This is a genomic window from Duganella sp. Leaf126, from assembly GCF_001423125.1.
GTDB lineage: Bacteria > Pseudomonadota > Gammaproteobacteria > Burkholderiales > Burkholderiaceae_D > Rugamonas.
In genome coordinates this window covers 55428-79091 of sequence record NZ_LMNW01000001.1, presented here as the reverse complement: position 1 = coordinate 79091, position 23664 = coordinate 55428, and the positions used below count along the sequence as shown (strand labels likewise).

The following is a 23664-nucleotide window of genomic DNA, read 5'->3' as shown; positions in this document are numbered from 1 at the left end:
GCGTCCATGGACGCACGATGATGGACGTCATTGCAGGCGAGTTCAACGACGCTATCGACATAAGTTGACGAGAATGTCACGCCGTGCTGGTGCCGGATCGGCTGGCATGGATACTGCTTAGTGTAGGTGCACCAGTTCCACAAATTATCTTAGGAGAGACGCATGGCAATGACAGCCGCAGAAGTTCTGAAAATGGTCCAGGAAAACGAAGTGAAATTCGTTGATTTCCGTTTCGCTGATACCCGGGGTAAAGAACAGCACGTCACCGTGCCTGTGTCGGCTTTCGACATCGACAAGTTCGAATCGGGTCACGCGTTCGACGGTTCCTCGATCGCCGGCTGGAAGGGTATTGAAGCATCGGACATGATCCTGATGCCTGATCCAAACACCGCGAACATCGATCCCTTCATGGAAGAGACCACGCTGTTCATGCAATGCGACGTCATCGAGCCTGCCGACGGCAAGGGCTATGACCGCGATCCGCGCTCCATCGCCAAGCGCGCTGAAGCCTACCTGAAATCGTCGGGCCTGGGCGACACCGCCTACTTCGGTCCGGAACCGGAATTCTTCATCTTCGACAGCGTGCGCTGGAAGATCGACATGTCGGGCTGCTTCGTCAAGGTCGATTCCGACGAAGCGTCGTGGTCCACTGGCGAAAAAATCGAAGGCGGCAACAGCGGCCACCGTCCGACCGTCAAGGGCGGCTACTTCCCGGTCCCGCCAGTGGACAGCTTCCAGGACATGCGCTCGGAAATGTGCCTGATCCTCGAATCGCTGGGCATCCCGGTCGAAGTGCACCACCACGAAGTGGCCGGCGCCGGCCAGAACGAAATCGGCACCAAGTTCTCGACCCTGGTCGAGCGCGCCGACTGGACCCAGAACCTGAAATACGTGGTCTGGAACGTGGCCCACAGCTACGGCAAGACCGCCACCTTCATGCCGAAACCTATCGTTGGCGACAACGGTTCGGGCATGCACGTGCACCAGTCGATCTGGAAAGACGGTAAAAACCTGTTCGCCGGCGACGGTTACGCCGGCCTGTCGGAAACCGCGCTGTTCTACATCGGCGGCATCATCAAGCACGCCAAGGCGCTGAACGCGATCACCAACCCGGGCACCAACTCGTACAAGCGCCTGGTGCCAGGCTTCGAAGCGCCGGTCAAGCTGGCCTACTCGGCCAAGAACCGCTCGGCATCGATCCGCATTCCGCACGTGGCCAATCCGAAGGGCCGCCGCATCGAGACCCGTTTCCCGGATCCGCTGGCCAACGTCTACCTGTGCTTTGCCGCGCTGCTGATGGCAGGCCTGGACGGTATCCAGAACAAGATCCACCCGGGCGAAGCAGCGTCGAAAGACCTGTACCACCTGCCGCCGGAAGAAGACGCACTGATCCCGACCGTGTGCGCCTCGCTGGAAGAAGCGCTGGAAAACCTGGACAAGGACCGCGAGTTCCTGACCCGTGGCGGCGTGTTCACCGACTCGATGATCGATGCCTACATCGAACTGAAAATGCAGGACGTGCAGCGCATGCGCATGACCACTCACCCTGCCGAGTTCGACATGTACTACTCGCTGTAACGGCAGCATGCAGGGCGCTTCGGCGCCTGTGGCGCAAACGCGGAGAAGGCGCAGGCTTTCTCCGCGTTGTTGTTTCGGTTGTTGTATAGTCGGGTGGACCCACCACCCACGGAATGACCAATGATTTTGAGTTTGCACCGCGTGCTGCCGGCGGCCTTGCTGGCGCTGGCAAGCGCCACGGCTGGCGCCCAGGGCGTGATCTACAAGTGCACGCCGCCGGGCGGCAGCGTCGAGTACACCGACATCAAGCGCGGCAACTATTGTCAGGCGATGGACTTGCCCGGCACCGTGATCGCCGCGCCGCCGCGGCGCACCGGTCCGGCACGCGCGCCGGCAGCCAGCGCAGCGGGACAGCCGCCAGCGCTGGCGGCACCGGGCGCGTTTCCGCGCGTGGACAATGCCGAGCAGCGCGCACGCGACCTCGACCGCCGCGCCATCCTCGAAGACGAGTTGGCCAGCGAGCAGCAAAAGCTGGCGGCCTTGCGCGCCGAGTACAACAATGGTGCGCCGGAGCGCCGTGGCGACGAGCGCAATTACGCCAAGTACCAGGAGCGTACGGCCGCGCTGCGCGACAGCGTGAACCGCGCCGAAAAAAACATCGATGCGCTCAAGCGCGAGATTGCCACTATCCGCTAATTCCTTTTTCTCGACCAGATCCCGATGAGCCCTGTTTCTCCCGCTTCCTCCGCCCGTCCGCCCATGCTGGCCGGGCTGGAATTGCTGGCCTCGGCCGTCGTCATGCTCGACAGCTGCGGCCATATCGCTTACGCCAACGCGGCCGCCGAAAACCTGCTGGCCAGTTCGCTCAAGGCGCTGTCGCGCCAGAAGCTCAGCGCGCATTTTCTCAACCCGGACGAGCTCGAACGCATCTGCGCCCAGGCCCGCGAGCACAAGTTTTCCGACCTGCGCCAGGACCTGACCCTCGAGCGCGCCGGGCGCGATCCGCTGCACGTGCACAGCATCGTTTCCGCGCTCGATGAGCCGGCCGGTCACCTGCTGATCGAGCTGCGCGAGCACCTGCAGCACCTCAAGCTCGACCGCGAGGAGCGCATCCTCGACCAGAGCCAGGTGAACAAGGAACTGATCCGCAACCTCGCGCACGAGATCAAGAACCCGCTGGGCGGCATCCGCGGCGCCGCGCAGTTGCTCGAGATGGAACTGCCGGCCCTGCACGCGGGGCAGCTGCGCGAATACACGCAGGTCATCATCAAGGAGGCGGACCGCCTGCAAACGCTGGTCGATCGCCTGCTGGCGCCGCATCGCCGGCCCCATATCGTGGGCGACGTCAACATCCACGAAGTGCTCGAGCGCGTGCGCAGCCTGATGCTGGCCGAGTTTCCGTCCGGGCTGACCATCCTGCGCGATTACGACGCCTCGATCCCCGAGTTCCGCGGCGACAAGGAGCAGCTGATCCAGACCGTGCTTAATATCGCCCACAACGCGGCCCAGGCGCTGGCGCAGCAGATCGAGGAGGGTACGGCGCAGATCGTATTGAAGACCCGGGTGGCGCGCCAGGTCACGCTGGCCAAGGTACGCTACGGGCTGGCATTAGACTTGCATATCATCGACAACGGGCCCGGCATCGCCCCCCAGATCCGTGACCGTATTTTCTACCCGCTGGTGTCGGGCAGGGAAGGCGGCAGCGGCCTGGGACTGACATTGGCGCAAACCTTCGTGCAGCAGCACATGGGCGTGATCGAATGCGACAGCCGGCCTGGTTACACGGATTTCCGCATCCTGCTGCCATTGCCATAAGCCGTGGCTGGCAAGTGCGACTTCCCTCGATAGACGATCCACGCGGGAAACACACAACACATGAAGCCAATCTGGATAGTAGACGACGACGAATCGATCCGCTGGGTACTGGAAAAAGCGCTGGCACGGGAAAACCTGGCCACCAGGAGTTTTGCCAACGCGCGCGACGCCATCGCCGCGCTCGACGTCGAGACGCCGCAGGTGCTGGTGTCCGACATCCGCATGCCGGGCGACTCCGGCCTCGACCTGCTGCAACTGGTCAAATCGCGCTTCCCGGGCCTGCCGGTCATCATCATCACGGCGTTTTCCGACCTCGACTCGGCCGTGGCGGCATTCCAGGGCGGCGCCTTCGAATACCTGGCCAAGCCGTTCGACATCGACAAGGCAGTCGAACTGATACGCCGTGCGCTCGACGAGAGCCTGCGCGAAACCAGCGTCGAATCGGGCCCGGCCGAAACCCCCGAAATTCTCGGCCAGGCGCCGGCCATGCAGGAAGTGTTCCGCGCCATCGGCCGCCTGTCGCAGTCGAATGTGACGGTGCTGATCACCGGTGAATCGGGCTCGGGCAAGGAGCTGGTGGCGCGCGCGCTGCACAAGCACAGCCCGCGCGCGGCGCAGCCGTTCATTGCCCTCAATACGGCGGCCATTCCCAAGGACCTGCTTGAATCCGAACTGTTCGGCCACGAGCGCGGCGCCTTTACCGGCGCCCAGACCACCCGCCGCGGCCGCTTCGAGCAGGCCGAGAACGGCACCCTGTTCCTCGACGAGATCGGCGACATGCCGTTCGACCTGCAAACGCGCTTGTTGCGGGTGCTTTCCGACGGCCATTTTTACCGCGTCGGCGGCCACCAGCCGATCAAGGCCAATGTGCGCGTGATTACCGCCACCCACCAGAATCTCGAGCAGCGCGTGCGCGAAGGCCTGTTCCGCGAAGACTTGTACCACCGCCTGAACGTGATCCGCCTGCGCCTGCCCAGTTTGAGGGAACGGCGCGAGGACATCCCCATTTTGGTGCGCCATTTCCTGGTGCAGAGCGCCAAGGAGCTGGGCGTGGAAGCGAAGCGCATGAGCGACGCCGCGCTGACCTTCCTGTGCGGCCTGGAGCTGCCGGGCAATGTGCGGCAGCTGGAAAACCTGTGCAACTGGATCACGGTCATGGCGCCGGGCCAGACGGTCGAGGTCAAGGACCTGCCGCTGGAACTGACCCAGGAGCAAGCGGCTGGCGCCGGCGGCACCGCCGGCCAGCCGACGCTGGTGGAAGGCTTTAACGCCGTCCAGCACCACGGCACGGTCAACCCGGTCGCCGCCCCCGACGGCCAGGCAGCGGCAGCGCCGGCCTCGCCGGAAGCATGGTTGGGGCTGCTCGAAATGCAGGCGGCATCCATGCTCAGCGGCGGCCAGCAGGAAGTCATGGCAGTGCTGGGCCGGCAGTTCGAATCGGCACTGATCCGCACCGCGCTCAAGCATACCCACGGCCGCAAGAACGATGCCGCCGTGCGCCTCGGCATCGGTCGCAACACGATTACCCGCAAGATCGCCGAGCTCGGCATCGACGGCGCCAAGGACGATTGACGCCGTGGCCTCGGCCACACGTTCGCGGCCGTACCCTTGCATAAGTTTCAGGTAAGCTCTTGGCTGCAAAGCCAGGGGCTTTTATTTTTTATGGAACAGGTATGCTGCTCAATTGTGTCGCCTACGAAGATGGGCAAAAGCTGGCCGATATTCCGGTCGAGGAAATCAGTGACTACATGGAAAAGCCCGAGACCTTCGTCTGGGTGGCCCTGCACGAGGCGTCGGCGGAAGAGCTGGCCGTCATGCAGCATGAATTCGGCCTGCACGAGCTGGCCGTGGAAGACGCCAGCCGCGGCCACCAGCGCCCGAAGATCGAAGAGTACGGCGATTCGCTGTTCGTGGTGGTCAAGACCGTCGAATGCCGCGACGGCGACGTGGTGCTGGGCGAGGTCGATATTTTCGTCGGCCAGAACTACGTGCTGTCGTCTCGCGACGGCAGCAGCACCAAGGGTTTTCTGGGCGTGCGGGCGCGCGCCGAGCGCGAGCCGCACATGTTGCGCAAGGGGCCGGCCTTCGTGCTGTACGCGCTGATGGATGCCATCGTCGACCGCTATTTCCCGGTGCTGGAAATGCTGGAAACGGAGCTGGAAAAGATCGAGGAGCTGATCTTCAGCCAGGGCAAGCAGCGCGACAACATCGAGCGCCTGTACGAACTCAAGGGCAAGGTCACCACCGTGCGCCACGCCGTGGTGCCGATGATGGAAGCGGTGGGGCGCCTGTACGGCGGCCGGGTGCCGTCGATGTGCCTCGATACCCAGGATTATTTCCGCGACGTCCACGACCACCTGCACCGCATCAGCGCCGCGCTCGACACCATCCGCGACACCATCGCCACGGCGATCCAGGTCAACCTGTCGATGACCGCCATCGAGGAAAGCGAAGTGAACAAGCGGTTGGCGGCCTGGGCAGCCATCTTCGCCATCGTCACCGCATTTGCCGGCGTGTGGGGCATGAACTTCAAGGCCATGCCCGAGCTCGAGTGGAAATATGGTTATCCGATGGCGCTGTCCATCATGATCTTTGTTTGCTGGATCTTGCACCGGCGGTTCAAGCGGGCAGGGTGGTTGTAAAAAAAGCCCCGGGGCGTGAGCGCCGGGGCTTTTTAGCATTCCAATCAGCTGATTAGAAGTTGTAGGTACCGCGTGCGTAGAACGTGCGGCCCATCGGGTCGGCGTAGCGTGGATCGTAGCCGGCCTGGAAGGTGCCCGACTGGTACGACAGTGGTGGATCGCGGTCGAAGATATTGCGCACGCCGGCGGTCAGGGTCAGACCCTTGATCACCTGCCACGAGCCGTAGCCGTCGAAGGTGGTGTACGACGGCACGTGGTTTGCGCCGAAGTCTTCGGTTACTTGATCCTGATAACCGGATTTGTAGCGGGCGGTCAGGCCGGCACCGAACTTGTCCTTGCTCCAGGTCATGTTCAGCGTGTTCTGCCAACGGAAGATCACGCCATCGCCCGAGAAGGTGCCCAGCTTGTTGTTGAACGCGCCGCCGATGAAGTTCTGGTACTCGTACTTGTGTACCCAGGTGCTGTTCATCGCAAAGTTGAAGTTACCAAAATTGCCGGTGCGCAGACGGTAGTTCGCTCCCAGGTCCAGGCCATTGGTATTGACGTCACCAAGGTTCTGGTTGTGCAGGTCCAGGTAGCCGCAGGTCGCTGGGTCAGGGCACTGCGAGCCGTCGGTCGACAGATTGCCTTGTGGATTGCGGTGGTAGACCGAGGCGAACGTGACTGGATTTCCGAGCACGTCGAAGTCCTTCAGCGTGTCGATCTGCTGGGTCAGGCGGATGTTCCAGTAATCCACGCTCAGCGTCAGGTTGTTGACTGGTTCGAAGACCACGCCCACGGTACCGGATTTCGAGCGTTCCGGGCTCAGCCTGGCGTTACCACCGTTAAGGACCTGGAACTGCTGCTTGCAGTTGGCTGCAGCCGACTTACCGTCGATTGGCTTGCCGCCTGGGCAGTTGATAGGATCGTTCAGCGTGTTTGCCGAGTTGGTATAAGCATCCTGGGCATACAGTTCATACAGCGACGGCGCGCGGAAACCCTTCGAGTACGAGCCACGGAACAGCAAGGCCTTGGTTGGCTGGAAGCGGAAACCGAACTTCGGATTGGTGGTGTGGCCGAAGTCGCTGTACTTGTCATAACGTACGGCCGCGGTCACGTCCAGGGTCTTCAGCAGCGGCACGTTCAGTTCCGAGAAGAAGGCTGTCACCGTGCGCTTGCCGGCGCTGAAACCGTTCGGGTCGATACCGGTCGACGCCACCACTTTTTCAGCGTAAGGCGTGTTGACCACACTGCGGAATTGCTGGTGTTCGTATTGCGCGCCCAAGGCCAGGCCGGCCTGGTTGCCGGTGTTGAACCAGTCGCCTACTTCGCGGCTGGCCTTGAAATCGGCGCCCTTGTTGGTGCCCTTGGCGTTCTGAATGGTACCAGCCAGCGTAGCGCTGTTGAGCAGGGCGGTGCCGGCTGCGTCTTGGTCACCGAAAACGTTGATCACGCCGTCAAGCACGCCTTGCGTGACGATGCCACCATCGCTGTAACCGGTCTGGTTCTGCTTGACCTTGTTTTCGTTGTAGGTCAGTGCCGTTTGGTAGTCCCAGCCGACCACGGTGCCAGCGAGCGAAACCACTGCACGCTGTTGCTTGTTGATGCTTTCCTCGGAGCGCGGGCCGTGGAACAGGTCGCGCCATTTGGCATGTACGAAGCCGGGCTGTACGCCGTCCACTGCAGCACCATCGCTATCGGTGTAGGTCGGGCTCAGGCCCAGTGCGTCGGCAGTTGCGCCGTTGCCTGGGTAGTAAGGATTGAGGGAACCGTCCGGACGCAGGCGGTTGATATACAGACCGCCGAATGGTACTGGCGCGATCTTGGTCGAGACCTTGCTTTCGGTGGACAGCAGTTCCACGCCCAGCTCATGGTTCTCGTTGATTTTCAGTGTGCCCTTGATCAAGCCAGTGGTACGTTCCGATTTCGGAATGTAATCGACGAACGAGGAAGTCGTCATCAGGCAGCCACCGCTGCCGTCGGGGATCAGGAACGTGCCGTTAGTGCAGTCTGGTGCTGCGGGATTGGCGCTGTCGCCGCCCTGGTAATAGTTGCCAGGGCTGGTCGAACCGGACAGGCCACCGGCGTAGCGCTTGTTGTAGTTGCGGTTGGTGCCGCTGAGGGCATGTTGCTCCTGGCGGTCCACCATGGCGAAGATGTTGTAGCCGTCGTTGTTCAGGTCACCGAAGCCGAAGCCGATGTTGGCATTGTTGGACGAGCCGCCGCCGTGCTGGCTGGAGTCGGCGCCCACGGTGACGGTAGCACCCTGGTAATCCTTTTTGGTGATGAAGTTGATCACGCCACCTACCGCGTCGGAGCCGTACAGCGAGGAGGCGCCGTCACGCAGCACTTCCACGCGCTCGATGGCGGCGAACGGGATCATGTTCAGATCGGGCGCCGAGCTGTCGAACGCATTGTTGGCCAGGCGACGGCCGTTCAGCAGGACCAGGGTCTTGTTGGCGCCGATGCCGCGCAGGTCGGCGAACGAGGCGCCGCCGGTGCTCGAACCGACCGACTGGCTGGTACCCTGGCTCGACTGCGAGACGCTCAGGTTGGCCATGACCTGTTCAACGGTCGTGATGCCTTCCTTCTTCAGGTCGTCCATTTTCAGGACGGTAACCGGCACAGCGGTTTCAGCGTCGATACGCTTGATCGCCGAACCGGTAATTTCCACGCGCTGGATCGGCGCATCGGCTTGTTGCGCCATGGCTGGTTGTGCCAGCGCGAAGGCAGCGCTGCCTGCAAACATCAAACGCAGCGAACGCGACATCACGGTTTCCATCATCATTGTTACAACTCCCAGGATTTGTAGTTTTTTCTGAAAAATTACACGTCCCGGCTAATCCTTGCGTAGATTATCCGGAGGCGGCTATCAGACCATTGCAGCCTGGAGAGGTCAATGGAAGCACTGTAACAACTTTGAAATAAACAACACTTTTCCCGCTATCAAGCCAAAAAAACGGCGTTTTTACAAATAAATACAAATTTTTGGACATATTTTCGGGGAAACATGCTAATTAATTTTGGCTGTCCTTTGTGGGCAGGCCTAGTGCCGCCACCATCGACAGCGCAACCGCCTCCGCCACCTTGATCCCATCCACGCCGGCAGACAGAATGCCGCCCGCATAGCCAGCGCCTTCGCCAGCCGGGAACAGGCCGGCAGTGTTCAGGCTCTGCAGGGTGTCGTCGCGGCGCTTGATGCGTATCGGCGACGAGGTGCGCGTCTCGAGTCCGGTCAACACCGCGTCGTGGCGGAAATAACCCTTGATCTGCTTGTCGAACGCGGGGAACGCTTCGCGTAACGCCGTCACCGCATACTCGGGCAGGATTTGCGCAAGGTCGGTCAGGTGGACGCCCGGCTTGTACGACGGCGTCACGGCGCCGAAGTCGGTCGAGGCGCGGCCGGCCACGAAGTCGCCCATCAGCTGGCCCGGCGCATCATAGGTGGCGCCGCCCAGTTCAAACGCCTTTTCTTCAAGACGGCGCTGAAATTCCATGCCGGCCAGCGGATGGCCCGGGTAATCGACTTCGGGCGAGATACTGACCACGATGGCGCTGTTGGCGTTGCGCTCGTTGCGCGAATACTGGCTCATGCCGTTGGTGACCAGACGGCCCGGCTCGGAGGCCGCCGCCACCACGGTGCCGCCCGGGCACATGCAAAAACTGTACACGGCGCGGCCGTTCGAGGCGTGATGCACGAGCTTGTAGTCTGCCGCGCCCAGAATCGGGTGGCCGGCATTGAGACCGAAGCGGCAGGCGTCGATCAGCGATTGCGGATGTTCGACCCGGAAGCCGATCGAAAACGGTTTCGCTTCAATATATACGCCCCGGTCGTACAACATCTGGAAGGTGTCGCGCGCGCTGTGGCCGATTGCCAGCACCACGTGGTCGCTGACGATCTTCTCGCCATTTTCCAGGACCACGCCGCGTAATTGACGGCCGCTGGCCGTCTCTTCGATGTCGAGGTCAGTGACTTTGCTGTCGAAGCGGTACTCGCCGCCAAGCGCCTCGATGGTTTCGCGCATCGATTCGACCATTTTGACGAGGCGGAACGTGCCGATGTGCGGCTTGCTCACGTAGACGATTTCCTCGGGCGCACCGGCCTTGACGAACTCGGTCAGTACCTTGCGGCCGTAGTGTTTCGGATCCTTGATCTGGCTGTACAGCTTGCCATCCGAAAACGTACCGGCGCCGCCCTCGCCGAACTGCACATTCGATTCCGGATTGAGCTTGCGCTGGCGCCAGAAACCGAAGGTATCGACCGTGCGCTCACGTACGACCTTGCCGCGTTCGAGAATGATGGGACGCAAACCCATCTGCGCCAGCAGCAGGGCCGTCAGCAGGCCGCAAGGGCCGATGCCGATCACCACCGGGCGCTGGAAGTCCGGGTGCGCGGCCAGCTGCGCGCCGTCGGCAACAAACTTGTAAGCCATGTCCGGCGACGGCATCAGGTGGTTGTCGTGGCGACGATGCGCGAGCACTGCTGCCTCGTCCCTGACTTCGACATCAAGGGAATAGATCAGGACGATGGCCGATTTTTTGCGCGCATCGTAGCTGCGCTTGAAAACAGTAAAACTAAGCAGGTCTTCTGCCGCAATGCCCAGGCGTTCCAGGATGGCAGCGGGCAGTTCAGCTTCGGTGTGATTGAGAGGGAGTTTTACTTCGTTAAGTCGTAACATGATCGGTTTTTGATGATTGGACGCTGTTTAGGCGTCATGAAGGGGTATTCCGATATTTTACCGTAGATTGTTAACCTGCCTTCGGTTAGCCCCTCCTCATTCCAATTGCTGAGCTGACCGAACTGTCAAAAGGTAAAGCTACGTCGATGACGTCCGTGTCCAGCCAAATGCGCCAGCTCCACGCTGGAAGTTTTATTAATGAATGAAATTATGCCGTTGCGATGCTGCTTGTTGTAAATCTGCAACCTGCACTGATATGGTGCACACCTGCACAAATTAAGCAGATATGTCTTTCATTGAAGCATGTAAAGACTTTAATTTGTAACGATCAGTCTCTTTTTAAATTGGCTGGAAGTTCAAATTCAGTTCATCTTTTACAGTTCACGCCCATCTTTCCATTAGTACCTGTGCAAATTGCTTGACTTTTTAGCTTGCTTTTTCGCAAGTGAATACGGCTGAGCAACTCTTGCCATCTGTTGTATTTTGAACGTATTCAGTGCAAAGCAGAAACATTTGGGGTGCGTTGCGGCAAAGTGGCAGGCTTTTTGTTTCCTTTTATGCTAGCCGTGTTGCGTGAAAAACACATATTAGCAACGTTAAATTGAGTAACCATTCGTCTCCGGCCTTCCATGTCGAGGCGGTGCGCCAAATTGGTTCATCGTTTAAAAGCTGTGGCAACTACGGCATAGAAGTGCAAGCTGTGGCGTTGACAATCTTTTCGGGCATATGTTTCCATAGGGTCAGGAAGATGGTGGTTATTCCTTCTGGATGGAATATCGCCATGTAACCGAAGATTTAAAAGAGTGAAGGGCTTCATCATCTGTTTAATAGGCGTCTTATCCAGATAATTATTAAACGGGTTGGTATATAAAAGGGATGCTTTTTTATTTAATTAAATTATTTGAATTAAGCGTCTGATAATCACACTCCCATGGGAATTGAAACAATGATCAAGGAAACAGTCTTGTCTCGCTCGATCCGCCTGATGTTCGTTGGCGGTGTTGCGCTGGGTATGCATGTTGCGGCAAGTGCGCAGGAAGCCTCGCCCGAACCTGCAATGCAAAAGGTCGAGGTGACCGGTTCGCGCATTCCGACGCTGGCGACCGAGGGCGCCAGCCCGGTTACCGTGCTCAGCTCCAAAGACATCAAGGCCGACGGTGTGCGCAATACGGAAGATCTGCTGAACAACCTGCCGCAAGTGTTCGCGGGTCAAGGTGCAGCCGTGTCGAATGGCGCCACCGGTACTGCTACCGTCAACTTGCGTAACCTGGGTGCGGACCGTACTCTGGTGCTGGTCAACGGCAAACGTTTGCCTGCCGGTAGTGTACAAAGTTCAGCACCCGACCTGAACGAGATTCCTGCGGGCCTGATCAAGCGTGTCGAAGTGCTGTCCGGCGGCGCTGGGGCCGTGTACGGCGCGGGTGCGGTCGCCGGCGTGGTGAACTTCATCATGCGCGACAACTTCGAGGGCGTGGAAGTGCAGGCCAACCTGGCCGGCTACAACCATCATCAGCACAACGATGTGGCCTCGGTGGTCGAGAAACGCGGTTATCCGGTGCCAGGCAATAATAATTTCGACGGCAAGACCAAGGACCTTAGCGTACTCATGGGCGGAAATTTCGCCGATAACAAGGGTAATGCGACGATCTTCCTGAGCTACAAGGAAACCGATCCTCTGCTGCAATCGCAGCGTGACTTTACCTCGTGCGCATTGTCCGGCGGCGCTACCGGCTTCTCGTGCTCGGGTTCGGGCACCCAGGCCAGCGGTCGCGTAACCAACAGCCTTGGTTCGTTTACCAACGACGGCAATGGCGGCGTGCGTCGATACAGCGCCGCCACCGATGCGTACAACTTCGGTCCGCTGAATTATCTGCAGCGTCCGTCGAAGAACTACAACGTAACCGCCCAGGGCCACTACAATATCAACGACAAGGCGAAGGTTTATACCGAATTCGCGTTCCACAACTACTCGACCGATGCGCAGATTGCTCCAGGCGGTATTTTCTACGGCGTGCAATCGACGCTGCGCTTCGACAATCCACTGCTGAGTCAAGCATGGAAATCGGCGCTCGGCCTGTCCGCAGCCAACCCGTCGACCAACGTCACCATCGGCAAACGCAACGTCGAAGGCGGCCCGCGTATCAATTCGATCAGCGATACCTCGTTCCGCGAAGTGCTGGGCGTGAAAGGCGAAGTCGGCGAGTGGAATTATGACGTGTTCGGCCAGTTTGCCCGCGTCAACCACTCCGAGCAGAACAAGAACTACTTCTCGGCGACCCGTATCGGCCGCGCCATGGATGTGGTGGCCGACGCCAACGGCAACGCAGTCTGCGCATCGGCTGTCAGCGGCGCAGACCCGAATTGCGTACCGTATAACTTGTTCGGCGGTGCCATCACTCCACAGCAGCTTGCTTACTTGAGCGCCGGCGGCCAGATCGGCGGTTACGTGCAGCAGATCATCTACGGCGGCAACGTTGCTGCCGATCTGACCAGCTATGGGGTCAAGAGCCCATGGGCCAGCAATGGCGTAGGCGTTTCCTTCGGCGCCGAGCACCGCGCGGAAAAGCTGGTGTTTGCACCGGATGAAGCCTCGCTGTCGGGCGACCTGTCGGGCGGTAGCGGTGCAGCGCCACCACTGACCAACGGCTACTCGGTCAAGGAAATCTTCGGCGAAGTGCGTGTGCCTGTCCTGTCGGACGTGCCGCTGGTGAAATCGCTGGATTTCCATGGTACCTACCGTCATTCGGACTACAGCACCAATCGCAAGGCCAACACCTATGGTCTGGATCTGGACTGGGCTCTGGTCGATCAGGTCCGTCTGCGTGGCAGCTACCAGCGTGCCGTGCGTGCGCCGACCATTGCCAATCTGTATAACCCTCAATCGGTTGGTAACGGCGGTCCGTCAAACGACCCATGCTCGGGCGCAATCGGCAGCGCCACCCTGACCGCGACGGCAGCGCAGTGCGCCCGTACCGGTGTCACCGCAGCGCAATACGGTAATATCGAAAACAACTCGGCCAACCAGTACTCGAGCCTGACCGGCGGTAATCCGAACCTGGCGCCAGAGCGTGGCACCACCTACACGGCTGGCATCGTGCTGACGCCGGTCAAAGATCTGACCCTGACCGCCGACTATTTCCATATCAAGATCGAAGATACGATTTCGACCGTAGATCCAACCATCGCGCTGACCCAGTGCCTGAACACCGGCAACCCGGTCTTCTGCTCGCTGGTCAAGCGTGATGCGCAAGGTTCGCTGTGGCTGACCACTGCCGGTTACGTGGTGGCCACCAATGCCAACATTGGTTCGGTTGGCACCAGCGGCGTCGACCTCGGTGCTTCGTACTACCAGCGCATGGGTGCCATGGGCAACCTGTCGCTGAACCTGCTCGGCACCTTGATGAAGACCTCGACCGTCGAAAACGTTCCTGGCCTGGGCGAATACGACTGCACCGGTTACTTCGGCGCCACCTGCGGCACGCCGACGCCGAAATGGCGTCATAAGGCCCGTGCCACCTGGTCGACCCCTTGGAAACTGGAGCTGGCTGCAACCTGGCGCTACATCGGCAAGGCCAAGTCGGAACTGCTGAGCGACAATGCGCTGCTGAAAGGCGACACGCCGCCGGCCAAGATCGAAGACCACCTGGCATCGCGCAGCTACTTCGACCTGAATGCTCAATATCCTTTGAGCAAAATGATCACGGTGAGCGGCGGTATCAACAATCTGTTCGACAAGGATCCTCCGATCGTGTCGACCAATGTGACCGCAGCAGCTGGTTTTGCCAACGGCAACACCTACCCACAGGTGTATGACTCGATGGGTCGCTTCATCTACCTGAACCTGACCGCGCGCTTCTGATACGGCTCGGCTCAAAGCAACGGCGCCCTCGGGCGCCGTTTTTTTTGGGGGGCGGCGTTTCAGGCGCCGTAGCTGTCGCGCTGGCCGCGGAAGCGGTTGATACCGTCCGCCAGTGCAGTAATCATCTGGCGCTCTGCCGGCGACAGATGCGGATGCCAGATGTCAAAAATCATGATCACGCGTAGCTTGTCGCTATTGTTCCAGGCCTCGTGTTCGATGGTGTCGTCGAACACCCAGGCCTGGCCCGGCACCCAGGCCCGGGTTTCGTTACCGACCCGGAAGCCGCAATCGGCCGGGACGATCAGCGGCACGTGTGTGAGCAAACGCGCGTTGCTCACGCCCGTATGAGGCGGAATCCGGGTGCGCGGCTTGAGCAGCGAAAACAGTGCTACCGGCGTACGGCCTGCCTGGTCCGGCTGCGGCGCATGGGTCAGCAGCTCCATGGTGCGCGGGCACTGCACCACGTTTTCCGCGACCGGCTGACCATCCTTGAGCAGGTGAAAGGCACTCCAGTCGGGCGAGTTGTTCAGTTCCGCGAACTGGTTGTGCGGCACATCATCGGGATAGGTCAGGTAGGGCGTGAAGCCCTGTTGCCGCTCCAGGACTCGCAGGAATTCGTCGCGGATGATGTCGGTGCCTGCTTCGATGGCGTCCAGCCACGGGAACTCCTCGCGCGGCAAGAACGCATACGGCAACAGGCCGGGGAAGTGGTACAGCATGGCCTGTGATTCATAACGGCGCTTGCGCCCGACCATGATGTCGAGCGAGTCGCGGAAGCGGCGCAGGTCTTCGCCCGGGTGTCGCCGGTACTGCTCCTCGAGGTAGTTGTCGAGAAAACGTCCATAGCCGTCGTTATAGTGATCGACATATTGCATCGCGTGTTCGACCGCGCCGCGCAGGCCCGGCTCGAGCTGGTCGAGCGGGGGCGCCACCGCTGCCACGGCGCCGTACACCGATGCCGACTGATGGTTCTTGCCCTGGCGTTCCAGCAGGTTGGCGCGCATGATCAGCGCCACCATGTGCGAGGGATCGGCCACCAGCGCGCGGTGCAGCGCAGCTTCCTCACCGCTTTCATCCTGCAGGCCCTGGCACGCTAGCGCCAGGCTGATCCAGCTTTGCGGATCGTCTGGCGCCGCTGCTGCGAGCCGCGAAAACGCGCGGTGCGCGGTGGGAAGATCGCCGTGGCGGAAGGCGCGTTTACCCAGTGCGCTCAGCGCCGAGGCATGGGCGGGATGGAGTTCGAGGATGCGGGCCCAGGTGCGGGCCGCATCCTCCGACTTTCCTGCCTGGGTGGCCTGGATGGCTGCTGCCTCCAGGATGGCGAGGTCAGTCTGCGACGGCTGAGGAAATTGCATTAATGGGCCACTTTGACAGATTGGTGAGAGAAAAAATTATATCCTCGTGGATACGCTTGAATTATCTGAGTAGCGTGAAATTCCATTTGCCGTGAATTTTAAACAGCTACCCGTTACAAATCTGCTACACCTGATCACCTCTGTGCAGCGTAGCCAGGAGGTCTATGCGGACGAAAGATGCGATGTTGATATTGCTGCGAGTGCAAAAAATTTATTCAGTCCGGATCGCGCCACCTTTGCTTGAGCCGCGAGAGAAAGCCTTCACTGTTAATGGTTTCGGGGTTACAGACGATAAGGCAGGACCCTCACATTTTGCTGCGCTGCATTAAAGATATTTTGCACCAAAACTGAGCACTCCCGCACTAAATTGTGGATTCTTTGCACTGATACCGAATAAGCTATGGCGAAAAATGCGATAAAAAAAATTAATGTGTTGTTTTAAGGCTATAGTTTTCGTGGATTCATTGACACCGTGCAAAGCCATATGGTTCTATGTATCAGATCGGTCACATCTGTAACCGTTGGTGTATTTGTGTGGACAAACTTTACCCAGTGACCCCCCGCAAATTAGGCAAATGTCCTGAAGGAGCTTTTTAATGAAGTTGCGTATCAAACCCATGCCAGTAGCGATCCTGCAAGTGATTGCCAGCGGCGCATTTTCCATCGCAGCCGTCACGCCTGTGATGGCTCAGCAAGCCAGCGGTTCCGAACCTGTCCAACGCGTCGTCGTGACCGGCTCCCTGATCAGCCGCACCGATACCGAAACTGCGACGCCTGTACAGACGATTTCGGCCGCTGATATCCAGCGGAGCGGTAAGACATCCGTTGCCGAACTGCTGACCGATCTGGCCGCCAACGGTGCGGGTACCCTGGGCACCGGTTTCTCTGGCGCATTCGCCAACGGCGCTTCGGGCATTTCCCTGCGCGGCCTGAGCGTGGGTGCGACCCTGGTGCTGCTCGACGGTCACCGCGTAGCCCCTTACGCCATCGGCGACGATGCCCAGCGCTCGTTCGTCGACGTGTCGAATATTCCATTTGAAGCCATCGAACGTATCGAAGTTCTGAAGGCGGGAGCCTCTTCCCTGTACGGCTCGGATGCTGTGGCTGGTGTGGTCAACATCATCTTGAAGAAAAGCTATAACGGTACCAGCGTATCGGCAGAAGGCGGTACGACCCAGCACGGTGGCGGAAGCACCAAGCGCGCGTCGATCACCACCGGGTTCGGGGACCTCGATGCAGACGGCTACAATGCTTTCGTCAGCGCCGAGTTCCGTCGCCAGGGAGCGATCAAGATCGAAGATCGCCGCGCCGTCGACTGGAACGATCCGAACTGGACCAGCCGTGGTGGTAACGATTTGACCTTGGGTGTGCCGACTGCGCTTAATTCGTACCTGACCCAAGCCAGTTCTCCGTTCCTGTACAACCCAAGTGGCGCGGCGCTGGCAGGCACCAATCCTGCGACCGGCAAACCATACGGTGCCGTCGATAACCCGGCCAACTATCGTTTCTTGGACGCGAATTGCGACTTCGTCAGATACCGCGCAGGTCAATGCGCAGTGGCCGATAACTCGTCCTTCATTCAGCCTAAAACCGAAAACATCAACGTCCTCGCCGGTGTCACCAAGAAGCTTGCTGGCGATTGGGAGCTCGGTGTGAAAGGTTCGTACTTCAAGCGCGACAGCACCAACAACCGTGGCATGCCACCGGTCTTCTCGCCCACCAGCTTCGCGGGCAACAATGCCCTCAGTCCTGATGGCACCCTGGTGCCTGCCGTCGGCGCCATTGCCTCGACCACCTTTGCGCCTGGCGCCCCGGTTGGCGCGGGCATCGTCAATACCTTGCCAGGCAACGCTCGCCTGTATGGCTACATTCCTGGCACTAATCCACGCAATACGTCGGAAAACACGGCGACGGCTACCCGTCTGGCGCTGGACCTGTCCGGTACGGCTTACGGCTGGGATATCCGCGGTGCGGGCGGTCTGACCAAGTCCAAGGTCGAGATCGACTACAGTGGTTACGTCGACCGTAATGCCCTGTACAACGCGCTGGTCAATGGCACGTTCAATGTGTTGGGAGGTAACACCCAGGCGCAGATCGATGCAGTATCGCCGCGCTTCTCGAATACCAACACGTCAAAGCTGAACTACGCCGATGCGACCGCCAGCCGCGAGCTGACCCAACTCGGCGCCGGTCCGCTGGTATTCGCAGCAGGTCTGCACTGGCACAAGCGTGAATGGGATGCCCCCCCGGCTGCACTGACCGCCAACGGCCAGGTCGCCAGCACCTCGCCGTTCGTGTTTGGTTCGGAGACCAACACCGCTGCTTTCGCTGAATTGCAAGCCACGCTGATCAAGAATCTCGAAACCAGCATCTCGGGTCGTTACGACCATTTCGATACCTACGGTCACTCATTCACCCCGGCTGCGAACTTCAAGTGGACGCCAGCGAAAGAGTTTGCACTGCGTGGTAACTTCGCGCGCGGTTTCCGTGCACCTAACCCTGCCGAATCGGGTAGTGCGGGTTCGTTCTTCTCGTACAACGCGATCAAGGATCCGGTGCTGTGCCCAACCGGCGATAACAAAGCAGTTGGCAGCGTACCGATCTATTGCAGCTTCACCCCTGTGTTCGTGCAGCAGACGAGCAAGAACCTGTCGCCTGAAAAATCCAAGTCGTATGACCTGGGTGTCGTATTGGCGCCGCTGCCTGGCTTGGGCGTGACGTTTGACTATTACAAGATCGAGCTGAGCAACCAGATTGTCAGCGCTGCCACCAGCGATCCTAACTATCAGCCGTCCTTCGTGCGCGGCGCACCGGTCCAGATGGATACTGTGCAAGCCGACGGTTCGCAGGCCTCGGTGTTGTCGCCGGTCGGTCCAATCCTGTACGCCACCTCGGGTTATATCAACGCGGGTAAAACTACGACCAGCGGTATCGAAGCGTCCGTTAATTACCGCTTCCGTCTGCCAAGTGATCTGGGCACCTTGCGAGCCGACCTGAGCGCAGCGCACACGTTCGACTACACCCAGAGTGTGAACGGCGTCAGTTACCAGCTGGCTGGCACCCAGGGCCCATCGGGCGTGGGCGGCGCCACCGGCAATCCGAAGAACCGTGCACAGTTCTCGCTGAACTGGGCGCGTGGTCCGCTCGATGTGACGACGACCGTGAATTACACCAGCTCGTTCTCGTCGCTCGACCCGTCGGTTGGTGGCACCGATTGCGCTTCGACCGGTGTCGATGTCGGCGGCCGCAACTACTTCGCCAACGCGATTCAGCCTGCCAGCTATTGCCGCGTGGCGTCGTTCACGGTGACCAACCTGAACCTGCAATACAAGGTCACGCCTAACCTGACCCTGAAAGGCAGCATTCTGAACGTGTTCGACAAGGCGCCGCCGATCGACGTCGGCACCTACGGCAACGCAGGTACGCAGACTTCCTACAATGCTTCCTTGCACCAGCCGGGCGCTGTCGGCCGCTTCTTCAGCCTGGGCCTGGGCTACACTTTCTAAACTGAAAGTAACGGGCGGCAGCGATGCCGTCCATCGCCCCATAAAAAAAGGCAGGATGACTTGTCATCCTGCCTTTTTTGCACGAAAGCTGTCAGATCCCACCCCAGGCGGCTGCCAGCATCGCCGCCGCCGCCAGTCCCGCCGTCTCGGTGCGCAGCACGCGCGGTCCCATCGACAGCGGCAGGGCGCCGGCAGCCATCGCTGCCGCTTCTTCCTCGTCACTGTAGCCGCCTTCGGGCCCGACCAGCAAATCGACTGGGCAGGGCGCGGTGCTGCGCGCCCAGTGCGCCAGCGATTGCTGCGCGCGGGGGCTGAGCAGGATGCGCTGACTGCCTGCGGCCGGCACTGCCAGCCAGCGCTGGACGTCCTGTACCGGCGCCACCGTGGCCAGCCGGTTGCGCCCGCATTGCTCCGATGCGCTCACCACCACGCCTTGCCAGTGTGCCAGGCGCTTTTCCGCCCGTTCGCCAGACAGCCGCACCACCGAGCGGCGCGCCGTCAGCGGGACGATGGCGCTCACGCCCAGCTCGACCGCTTTTTCCACGATCCAGTCCATCTTGCTGCCTTCGGGCACACCCTGCACCAGCGTCAGCGCGAAGGGCAGCTCGACCTCGCGTGCTGTGTGGTCACGCACTTCGGCACTGGCGCTGCGGCGCGCCAGTTCGGTCAGCGCGGCCGTGTATTCGCCGCCTTCACCATTGAACAGCGTGATCAGGTCGCCCTGGGCCAGGCGCAGCACCTGGACGTGGTGGACCACGGCGTCTGGCAGGGAAACGGTCTGGCCGATGGCCAGTGGCAGGGGGCAGAAGAAGCGCGGCATGGCAGCTGTGTTATGTGGAATGGGAGTGCAATTTTAAATGGTGGCAGTCATCGTCTGTTAAAATAATGGGCCCAGCAAGCGTCGTGCGCGTTGTGTCACTGCGCCCCTTGCGCCCAGTTTCCATACTTTCGTGATTGACCTACGATGACTTCTACGCTCCCCCACACCCCTATGGCCAACGCGATCCGCGCGCTGGCAATGGACGCCGTCCAGAAGGCCAATTCCGGCCACCCAGGCATGCCGATGGGCATGGCCGAGATTGCCGTTGCGCTGTGGAGCGGGCATTACCGCCATAATCCGGCCAACCCGAAATGGGTCAATCGCGACCGTTTCCTGCTGTCCAACGGCCATGGCTCGATGCTGCACTATGCGTTGCTGCACCTGTCCGGCTACGCCGTGACCATGGATGACATCCGCGACTTCCGCCAGATGCATTCCAAGACCCCTGGCCACCCTGAAGTCGATATCACGCCCGGCGTGGAAACGACCACCGGTCCGCTCGGTCAAGGCCTGGCCAATGCAGTCGGCATGGCGCTGGCCGAATGGCTGCTGGCAAGCGAATTCAACAAGCCTGGCTTCGATGTCGTCGACCACTACACCTACGCCTTCCTCGGCGATGGCTGCCTGATGGAAGGCATCTCGCACGAGGTGTGCGCGTTGGCCGGCACCCTGGGCCTGTCCAAGCTGATCGCCCTGTACGACGATAACGGCATCTCCATCGACGGCAAGGTCGAAGGCTGGTTCACCGACGATACCCCGGCCCGTTTCGAAGCGTACGGCTGGAACGTGATCCGTGGCGTCGACGGTCACGACGTCGCTACCGTCTCGGCCGCGATCGCCGCCGCCAAGACTGCCACCAGGCCGACCCTGATCTGCTGCAAGACCGTCATCGGCAAGGGCTCGCCCAACCTGCAAGGCGGCGACAAGGTGCACGGCGCCGCACTCGGCGACAAGGAAGTGGCCAATGTACGCGAGTACATCGGCTGGACCTCGGTGCCATTCGAGATCCCGGCTGAGGTGTACACGGCGTGGGATGCCAAGCAGCAGGGTGCCGCGCACGAAGCCGACTGGACCAAGCTCTTTAACGACTACAGCGCCCAGTTCCCGGCCGAAGCTGCCGAACTGAGCCGCCGTATGGCCGGCGACCTGCCAGCCGCCTTCGACGCCACCCTGGCTGCCGCGATTGCCGCCACGGTCGAGAAAAAGGAAACCATCGCCACCCGCAAGGCCAGCCAGAACGCGATCCAGGCGCTGGCGCCGGTGCTGCCGGAATTCCTCGGCGGTTCCGCTGACCTGACCAGCTCGAACCTGACCAACTGGAAAGAGTCGGTAGCCGTCCGTTCGGGCAAGCCAGGCAACCACGTCAACTACGGTGTGCGCGAATTCGGCATGGCCGCCATCATGAACGGCGTCGCCCTGCACGGCGGTTACATTCCGTTTGGCGCCACCTTCTTGACCTTCTCGGACTACAGCCGCAACGCCCTGCGCATGGCCGCGCTGATGAAGCAGCGTTCGCTGTTCGTGTTCACCCACGATTCGATCGGCCTCGGCGAAGACGGTCCCACCCACCAGTCGGTTGAGCATATCTCGTCGATGCGCCTGATCCCCAACCTCGACAACTGGCGTCCATGCGACACCACCGAAACCATGGTGGCCTGGGGCGAGGCAGTCAAGCGCAAGAACGGTCCGTCGACGCTGATCTTCTCGCGCCAGAACCTGCCGTACCAGGAGCGCAAGCCCGAAACCGTGGCGGCCATCGCCCGCGGCGGTTACGTGCTGCACGAAACGGCCGACGCCAAGGTCACGCTGATCGCCACCGGTTCCGAGGTGGAGCTGGCGGTTGCCGCTGCCTCCGCGCTGAACGCCGAAGGCATCCCTGCGCGCGTGGTGTCGATGCCGTCGACCGACGTGTTCGACCGCCAGGACGCCGCCTACAAGGCCAGCGTATTGACCAAGGACGTGCCGCGCGTGGCCATCGAAGCCGGCGTCACCGATTTCTGGTACAAGTACGTGGGCCTGGAAGGCGCAGTGGTCGGCATCGACACCTTCGGCGAGTCGGCCCCGGCAGGCGTGCTGTTCAAGCATTTCGGCTTCACCGTGGAAAATGTTGTCGCGAAAGCCAAACTGGTGATTGCTTAATCTATAATTGCTTACTAAGTACAGATTTTTTTTCTATCAGGAGCAAAAGCATGACGATCAAAGTTGCAATTAACGGCTACGGCCGCATCGGCCGCAATGTGCTGCGCGCTTTCTACGAAGGCGGCAAGAAGCAGGACATCCAGATCGTGGCGATCAACGACCTGGGCGACGCCAAGTCGAACGCCCACCTGACCCGCTACGACACCGCCCACGGCAAGTTCCCCGGCACCGTGGAAGTGGACGGCGATAACATGATCGTGAACGGCGACGTGATCCGCGTGTTCGCGCAGCGCAACCCGGCCGAAATCCCATGGGGCGACCTGGGCGTGGACGTGGTGCTCGAGTGCACCGGCTTCTTCACCACCAAGGAAAAAGCCTCGGCCCACCTGAAAGGCGGCGCCAAGAAAGTCATCATCTCGGCACCGGGCGGCAAGGACGTCGACGCCACCATCGTGTACGGCGTCAACCAGAATGTGCTGAAAGCGTCGGACACCGTGATCTCGAACGCCTCGTGCACCACCAACTGCCTGGCCCCGCTGGTCAAGCCACTCAACGACGCCATCGGCCTGGAAACCGGCCTGATGACCACCGTGCACGCATACACCAACGACCAGGTCCTGTCGGACGTGATGCACGAAGACCTGCGCCGCGCCCGTTCGGCCACCATGAGCATGATCCCGACCAAGACCGGCGCTGCTGCCGCTGTCGGCCTGGTGCTGCCGGAACTGAATGGCAAGCTGGACGGCTTCGCGATCCGCGTGCCGACCATCAACGTCTCGCTGGTGGACCTGTCGTTCATCGCCAAGCGCGACACCACGGTCGATGAAGTCAACGCGCTGATGAAAGCGGCTGCCGAAGGCGCGCTGAAAGAAGTGCTGACCTATCAGACCGAACCGCTGGTCTCGGTCGACTTCAACCACAACCCGGCCTCGTCGAACTTCGATTCGACCCTGACCAAGGTCTCGGGCCGCCTGGTCAAGGTATCGTCGTGGTACGACAACGAGTGGGGCTTCTCGAACCGCATGCTCGACACCACCGTGGCGCTGATGAACGCCAAGTAATTTACGGCGTGCAAAGCAAAACCCTCCCGGCGCAAGCCCGGAGGGTTTTTTGTTTGGTGGCCGCCGACTTACCCCAAATGACGCCGTTCCTAACCTATAGGAAAGGTTAGTAGACGCTCACTGTTGTATATCGTGCGCTTTGTAAATTTTGATACAAATCCCACCCGTCATACCCTTCATTTTTAAAAGTGCTCCTGCGAGACTGAACCGTCAGCCCGAAAAAACTGGCTGGTGTTCGTCATGCAGTCGCACCGCGACTGCCGTTAATCATGGGAGTCACTGAATGAGCTT

The 23664-nt window shown here is 60.4% G+C and carries 13 protein-coding genes; 9 read left to right on the top strand and 4 right to left on the bottom strand.

What is annotated here, in order from left to right:
• The first annotated feature begins 162 nt into the window (after positions 1-162).
• From glnA to corA, 5 genes are all read left to right on the top strand, one after another.
• Positions 163-1578, top strand: coding sequence for a type I glutamate--ammonia ligase (gene glnA / locus ASF61_RS00225; RefSeq protein ID WP_056149882.1), 1416 nt, complete (start codon positions 163-165; stop codon positions 1576-1578).
• A gap of 120 nt (positions 1579-1698) precedes the next feature.
• On the top strand, positions 1699-2214 hold the full coding sequence (locus ASF61_RS00220; protein ID WP_056149879.1) for a PspA/IM30 family protein: 516 nt from the start codon (positions 1699-1701) through the stop codon (positions 2212-2214).
• A 24-nt stretch (positions 2215-2238) separates the two neighbouring features.
• Complete coding sequence (gene glnL / locus ASF61_RS00215; RefSeq protein ID WP_056149876.1) at positions 2239-3333, top strand: nitrogen regulation protein NR(II); 1095 nt, start codon at positions 2239-2241, stop codon at positions 3331-3333.
• 60 nt (positions 3334-3393) lie between these two features.
• A complete protein-coding gene (gene ntrC / locus ASF61_RS00210) occupies positions 3394-4905 on the top strand; it encodes a nitrogen regulation protein NR(I) (protein ID WP_056149871.1) in 1512 nt (503 codons plus the stop codon).
• Positions 4906-5006: 101 nt separating this feature from the next.
• Positions 5007-5975 (top strand): magnesium/cobalt transporter CorA, encoded by a 969-nt coding sequence (gene corA / locus ASF61_RS00205; protein ID WP_056149869.1) that lies wholly within the window; start codon positions 5007-5009, stop codon positions 5973-5975.
• Positions 5976-6027: 52 nt separating this feature from the next.
• Here corA and ASF61_RS00200 read toward each other — a convergent pair whose 3' ends face one another.
• Both ASF61_RS00200 and ASF61_RS00195 read right to left on the bottom strand, forming a co-directional pair.
• Positions 6028-8724, bottom strand: coding sequence for a TonB-dependent siderophore receptor (locus ASF61_RS00200; RefSeq protein WP_229205660.1), 2697 nt, complete (start codon positions 8722-8724; stop codon positions 6028-6030).
• A 247-nt stretch (positions 8725-8971) separates the two neighbouring features.
• The gene (locus tag ASF61_RS00195) at positions 8972-10633 is read right to left on the bottom strand and encodes an NAD(P)/FAD-dependent oxidoreductase (protein WP_056149861.1); all 1662 of its coding nucleotides are present in this window, start codon (positions 10631-10633) and stop codon (positions 8972-8974) included.
• A 964-nt stretch (positions 10634-11597) separates the two neighbouring features.
• Here ASF61_RS00195 and ASF61_RS00190 point away from each other — a divergent pair.
• A complete protein-coding gene (locus ASF61_RS00190) occupies positions 11598-14492 on the top strand; it encodes a TonB-dependent receptor domain-containing protein (RefSeq protein ID WP_229205659.1) in 2895 nt (964 codons plus the stop codon).
• Between the two features lie 59 nt (positions 14493-14551).
• Here ASF61_RS00190 and ASF61_RS00185 read toward each other — a convergent pair whose 3' ends face one another.
• Positions 14552-15847, bottom strand: coding sequence for an aspartyl/asparaginyl beta-hydroxylase domain-containing protein (locus ASF61_RS00185; RefSeq protein WP_056149846.1), 1296 nt, complete (start codon positions 15845-15847; stop codon positions 14552-14554).
• Positions 15848-16443: 596 nt separating this feature from the next.
• Between ASF61_RS00185 and ASF61_RS00180 the strand changes: the two genes are divergently transcribed.
• Positions 16444-19353, top strand: coding sequence for a TonB-dependent receptor (locus tag ASF61_RS00180; RefSeq protein ID WP_056149843.1), 2910 nt, complete (start codon positions 16444-16446; stop codon positions 19351-19353).
• A 91-nt stretch (positions 19354-19444) separates the two neighbouring features.
• Here the strand turns inward: ASF61_RS00180 and ASF61_RS00175 are convergent, their stop codons facing one another.
• A complete protein-coding gene (locus ASF61_RS00175) occupies positions 19445-20173 on the bottom strand; it encodes a 16S rRNA (uracil(1498)-N(3))-methyltransferase (RefSeq protein ID WP_056149839.1) in 729 nt (242 codons plus the stop codon).
• A gap of 144 nt (positions 20174-20317) precedes the next feature.
• Here ASF61_RS00175 and tkt point away from each other — a divergent pair, with 144 nt between their 5' ends.
• Both tkt and gap read left to right on the top strand, forming a co-directional pair.
• The gene (gene tkt / locus ASF61_RS00170) at positions 20318-22312 is read left to right on the top strand and encodes a transketolase (RefSeq protein WP_056149831.1); all 1995 of its coding nucleotides are present in this window, start codon (positions 20318-20320) and stop codon (positions 22310-22312) included.
• Between the two features lie 50 nt (positions 22313-22362).
• Complete coding sequence (gene gap / locus ASF61_RS00165) at positions 22363-23373, top strand: type I glyceraldehyde-3-phosphate dehydrogenase (protein WP_056149829.1); 1011 nt, start codon at positions 22363-22365, stop codon at positions 23371-23373.
• The last annotated feature ends 291 nt before the right edge of the window (positions 23374-23664 follow it).

What these genes read in the sequence shown, in the direction of transcription:
- glnA (WP_056149882.1), top strand. Translation starts at nt 163, where the DNA reads ATGGCAATGACAGCCGCAGAAGTTCTGAAAATGGTCCAGGAAAACGAA.
- ASF61_RS00180 (WP_056149843.1), top strand. Translation starts at nt 16,444, where the DNA reads ATGAAGTTGCGTATCAAACCCATGCCAGTAGCGATCCTGCAAGTGATT.
- ASF61_RS00220 (WP_056149879.1), top strand. Translation starts at nt 1,699, where the DNA reads ATGATTTTGAGTTTGCACCGCGTGCTGCCGGCGGCCTTGCTGGCGCTG.
- ASF61_RS00195 (WP_056149861.1), bottom strand. Translation starts at nt 10,633, where the DNA reads ATGTTACGACTTAACGAAGTAAAACTCCCTCTCAATCACACCGAAGCT.
- ntrC (WP_056149871.1), top strand. Translation starts at nt 3,394, where the DNA reads ATGAAGCCAATCTGGATAGTAGACGACGACGAATCGATCCGCTGGGTA.
- tkt (WP_056149831.1), top strand. Translation starts at nt 20,318, where the DNA reads ATGACTTCTACGCTCCCCCACACCCCTATGGCCAACGCGATCCGCGCG.
- corA (WP_056149869.1), top strand. Translation starts at nt 5,007, where the DNA reads ATGCTGCTCAATTGTGTCGCCTACGAAGATGGGCAAAAGCTGGCCGAT.
- ASF61_RS00175 (WP_056149839.1), bottom strand. Translation starts at nt 20,173, where the DNA reads ATGCCGCGCTTCTTCTGCCCCCTGCCACTGGCCATCGGCCAGACCGTT.
- ASF61_RS00200 (WP_229205660.1), bottom strand. Translation starts at nt 8,724, where the DNA reads ATGTCGCGTTCGCTGCGTTTGATGTTTGCAGGCAGCGCTGCCTTCGCG.
- glnL (WP_056149876.1), top strand. Translation starts at nt 2,239, where the DNA reads ATGAGCCCTGTTTCTCCCGCTTCCTCCGCCCGTCCGCCCATGCTGGCC.
- gap (WP_056149829.1), top strand. Translation starts at nt 22,363, where the DNA reads ATGACGATCAAAGTTGCAATTAACGGCTACGGCCGCATCGGCCGCAAT.
- ASF61_RS00185 (WP_056149846.1), bottom strand. Translation starts at nt 15,847, where the DNA reads ATGCAATTTCCTCAGCCGTCGCAGACTGACCTCGCCATCCTGGAGGCA.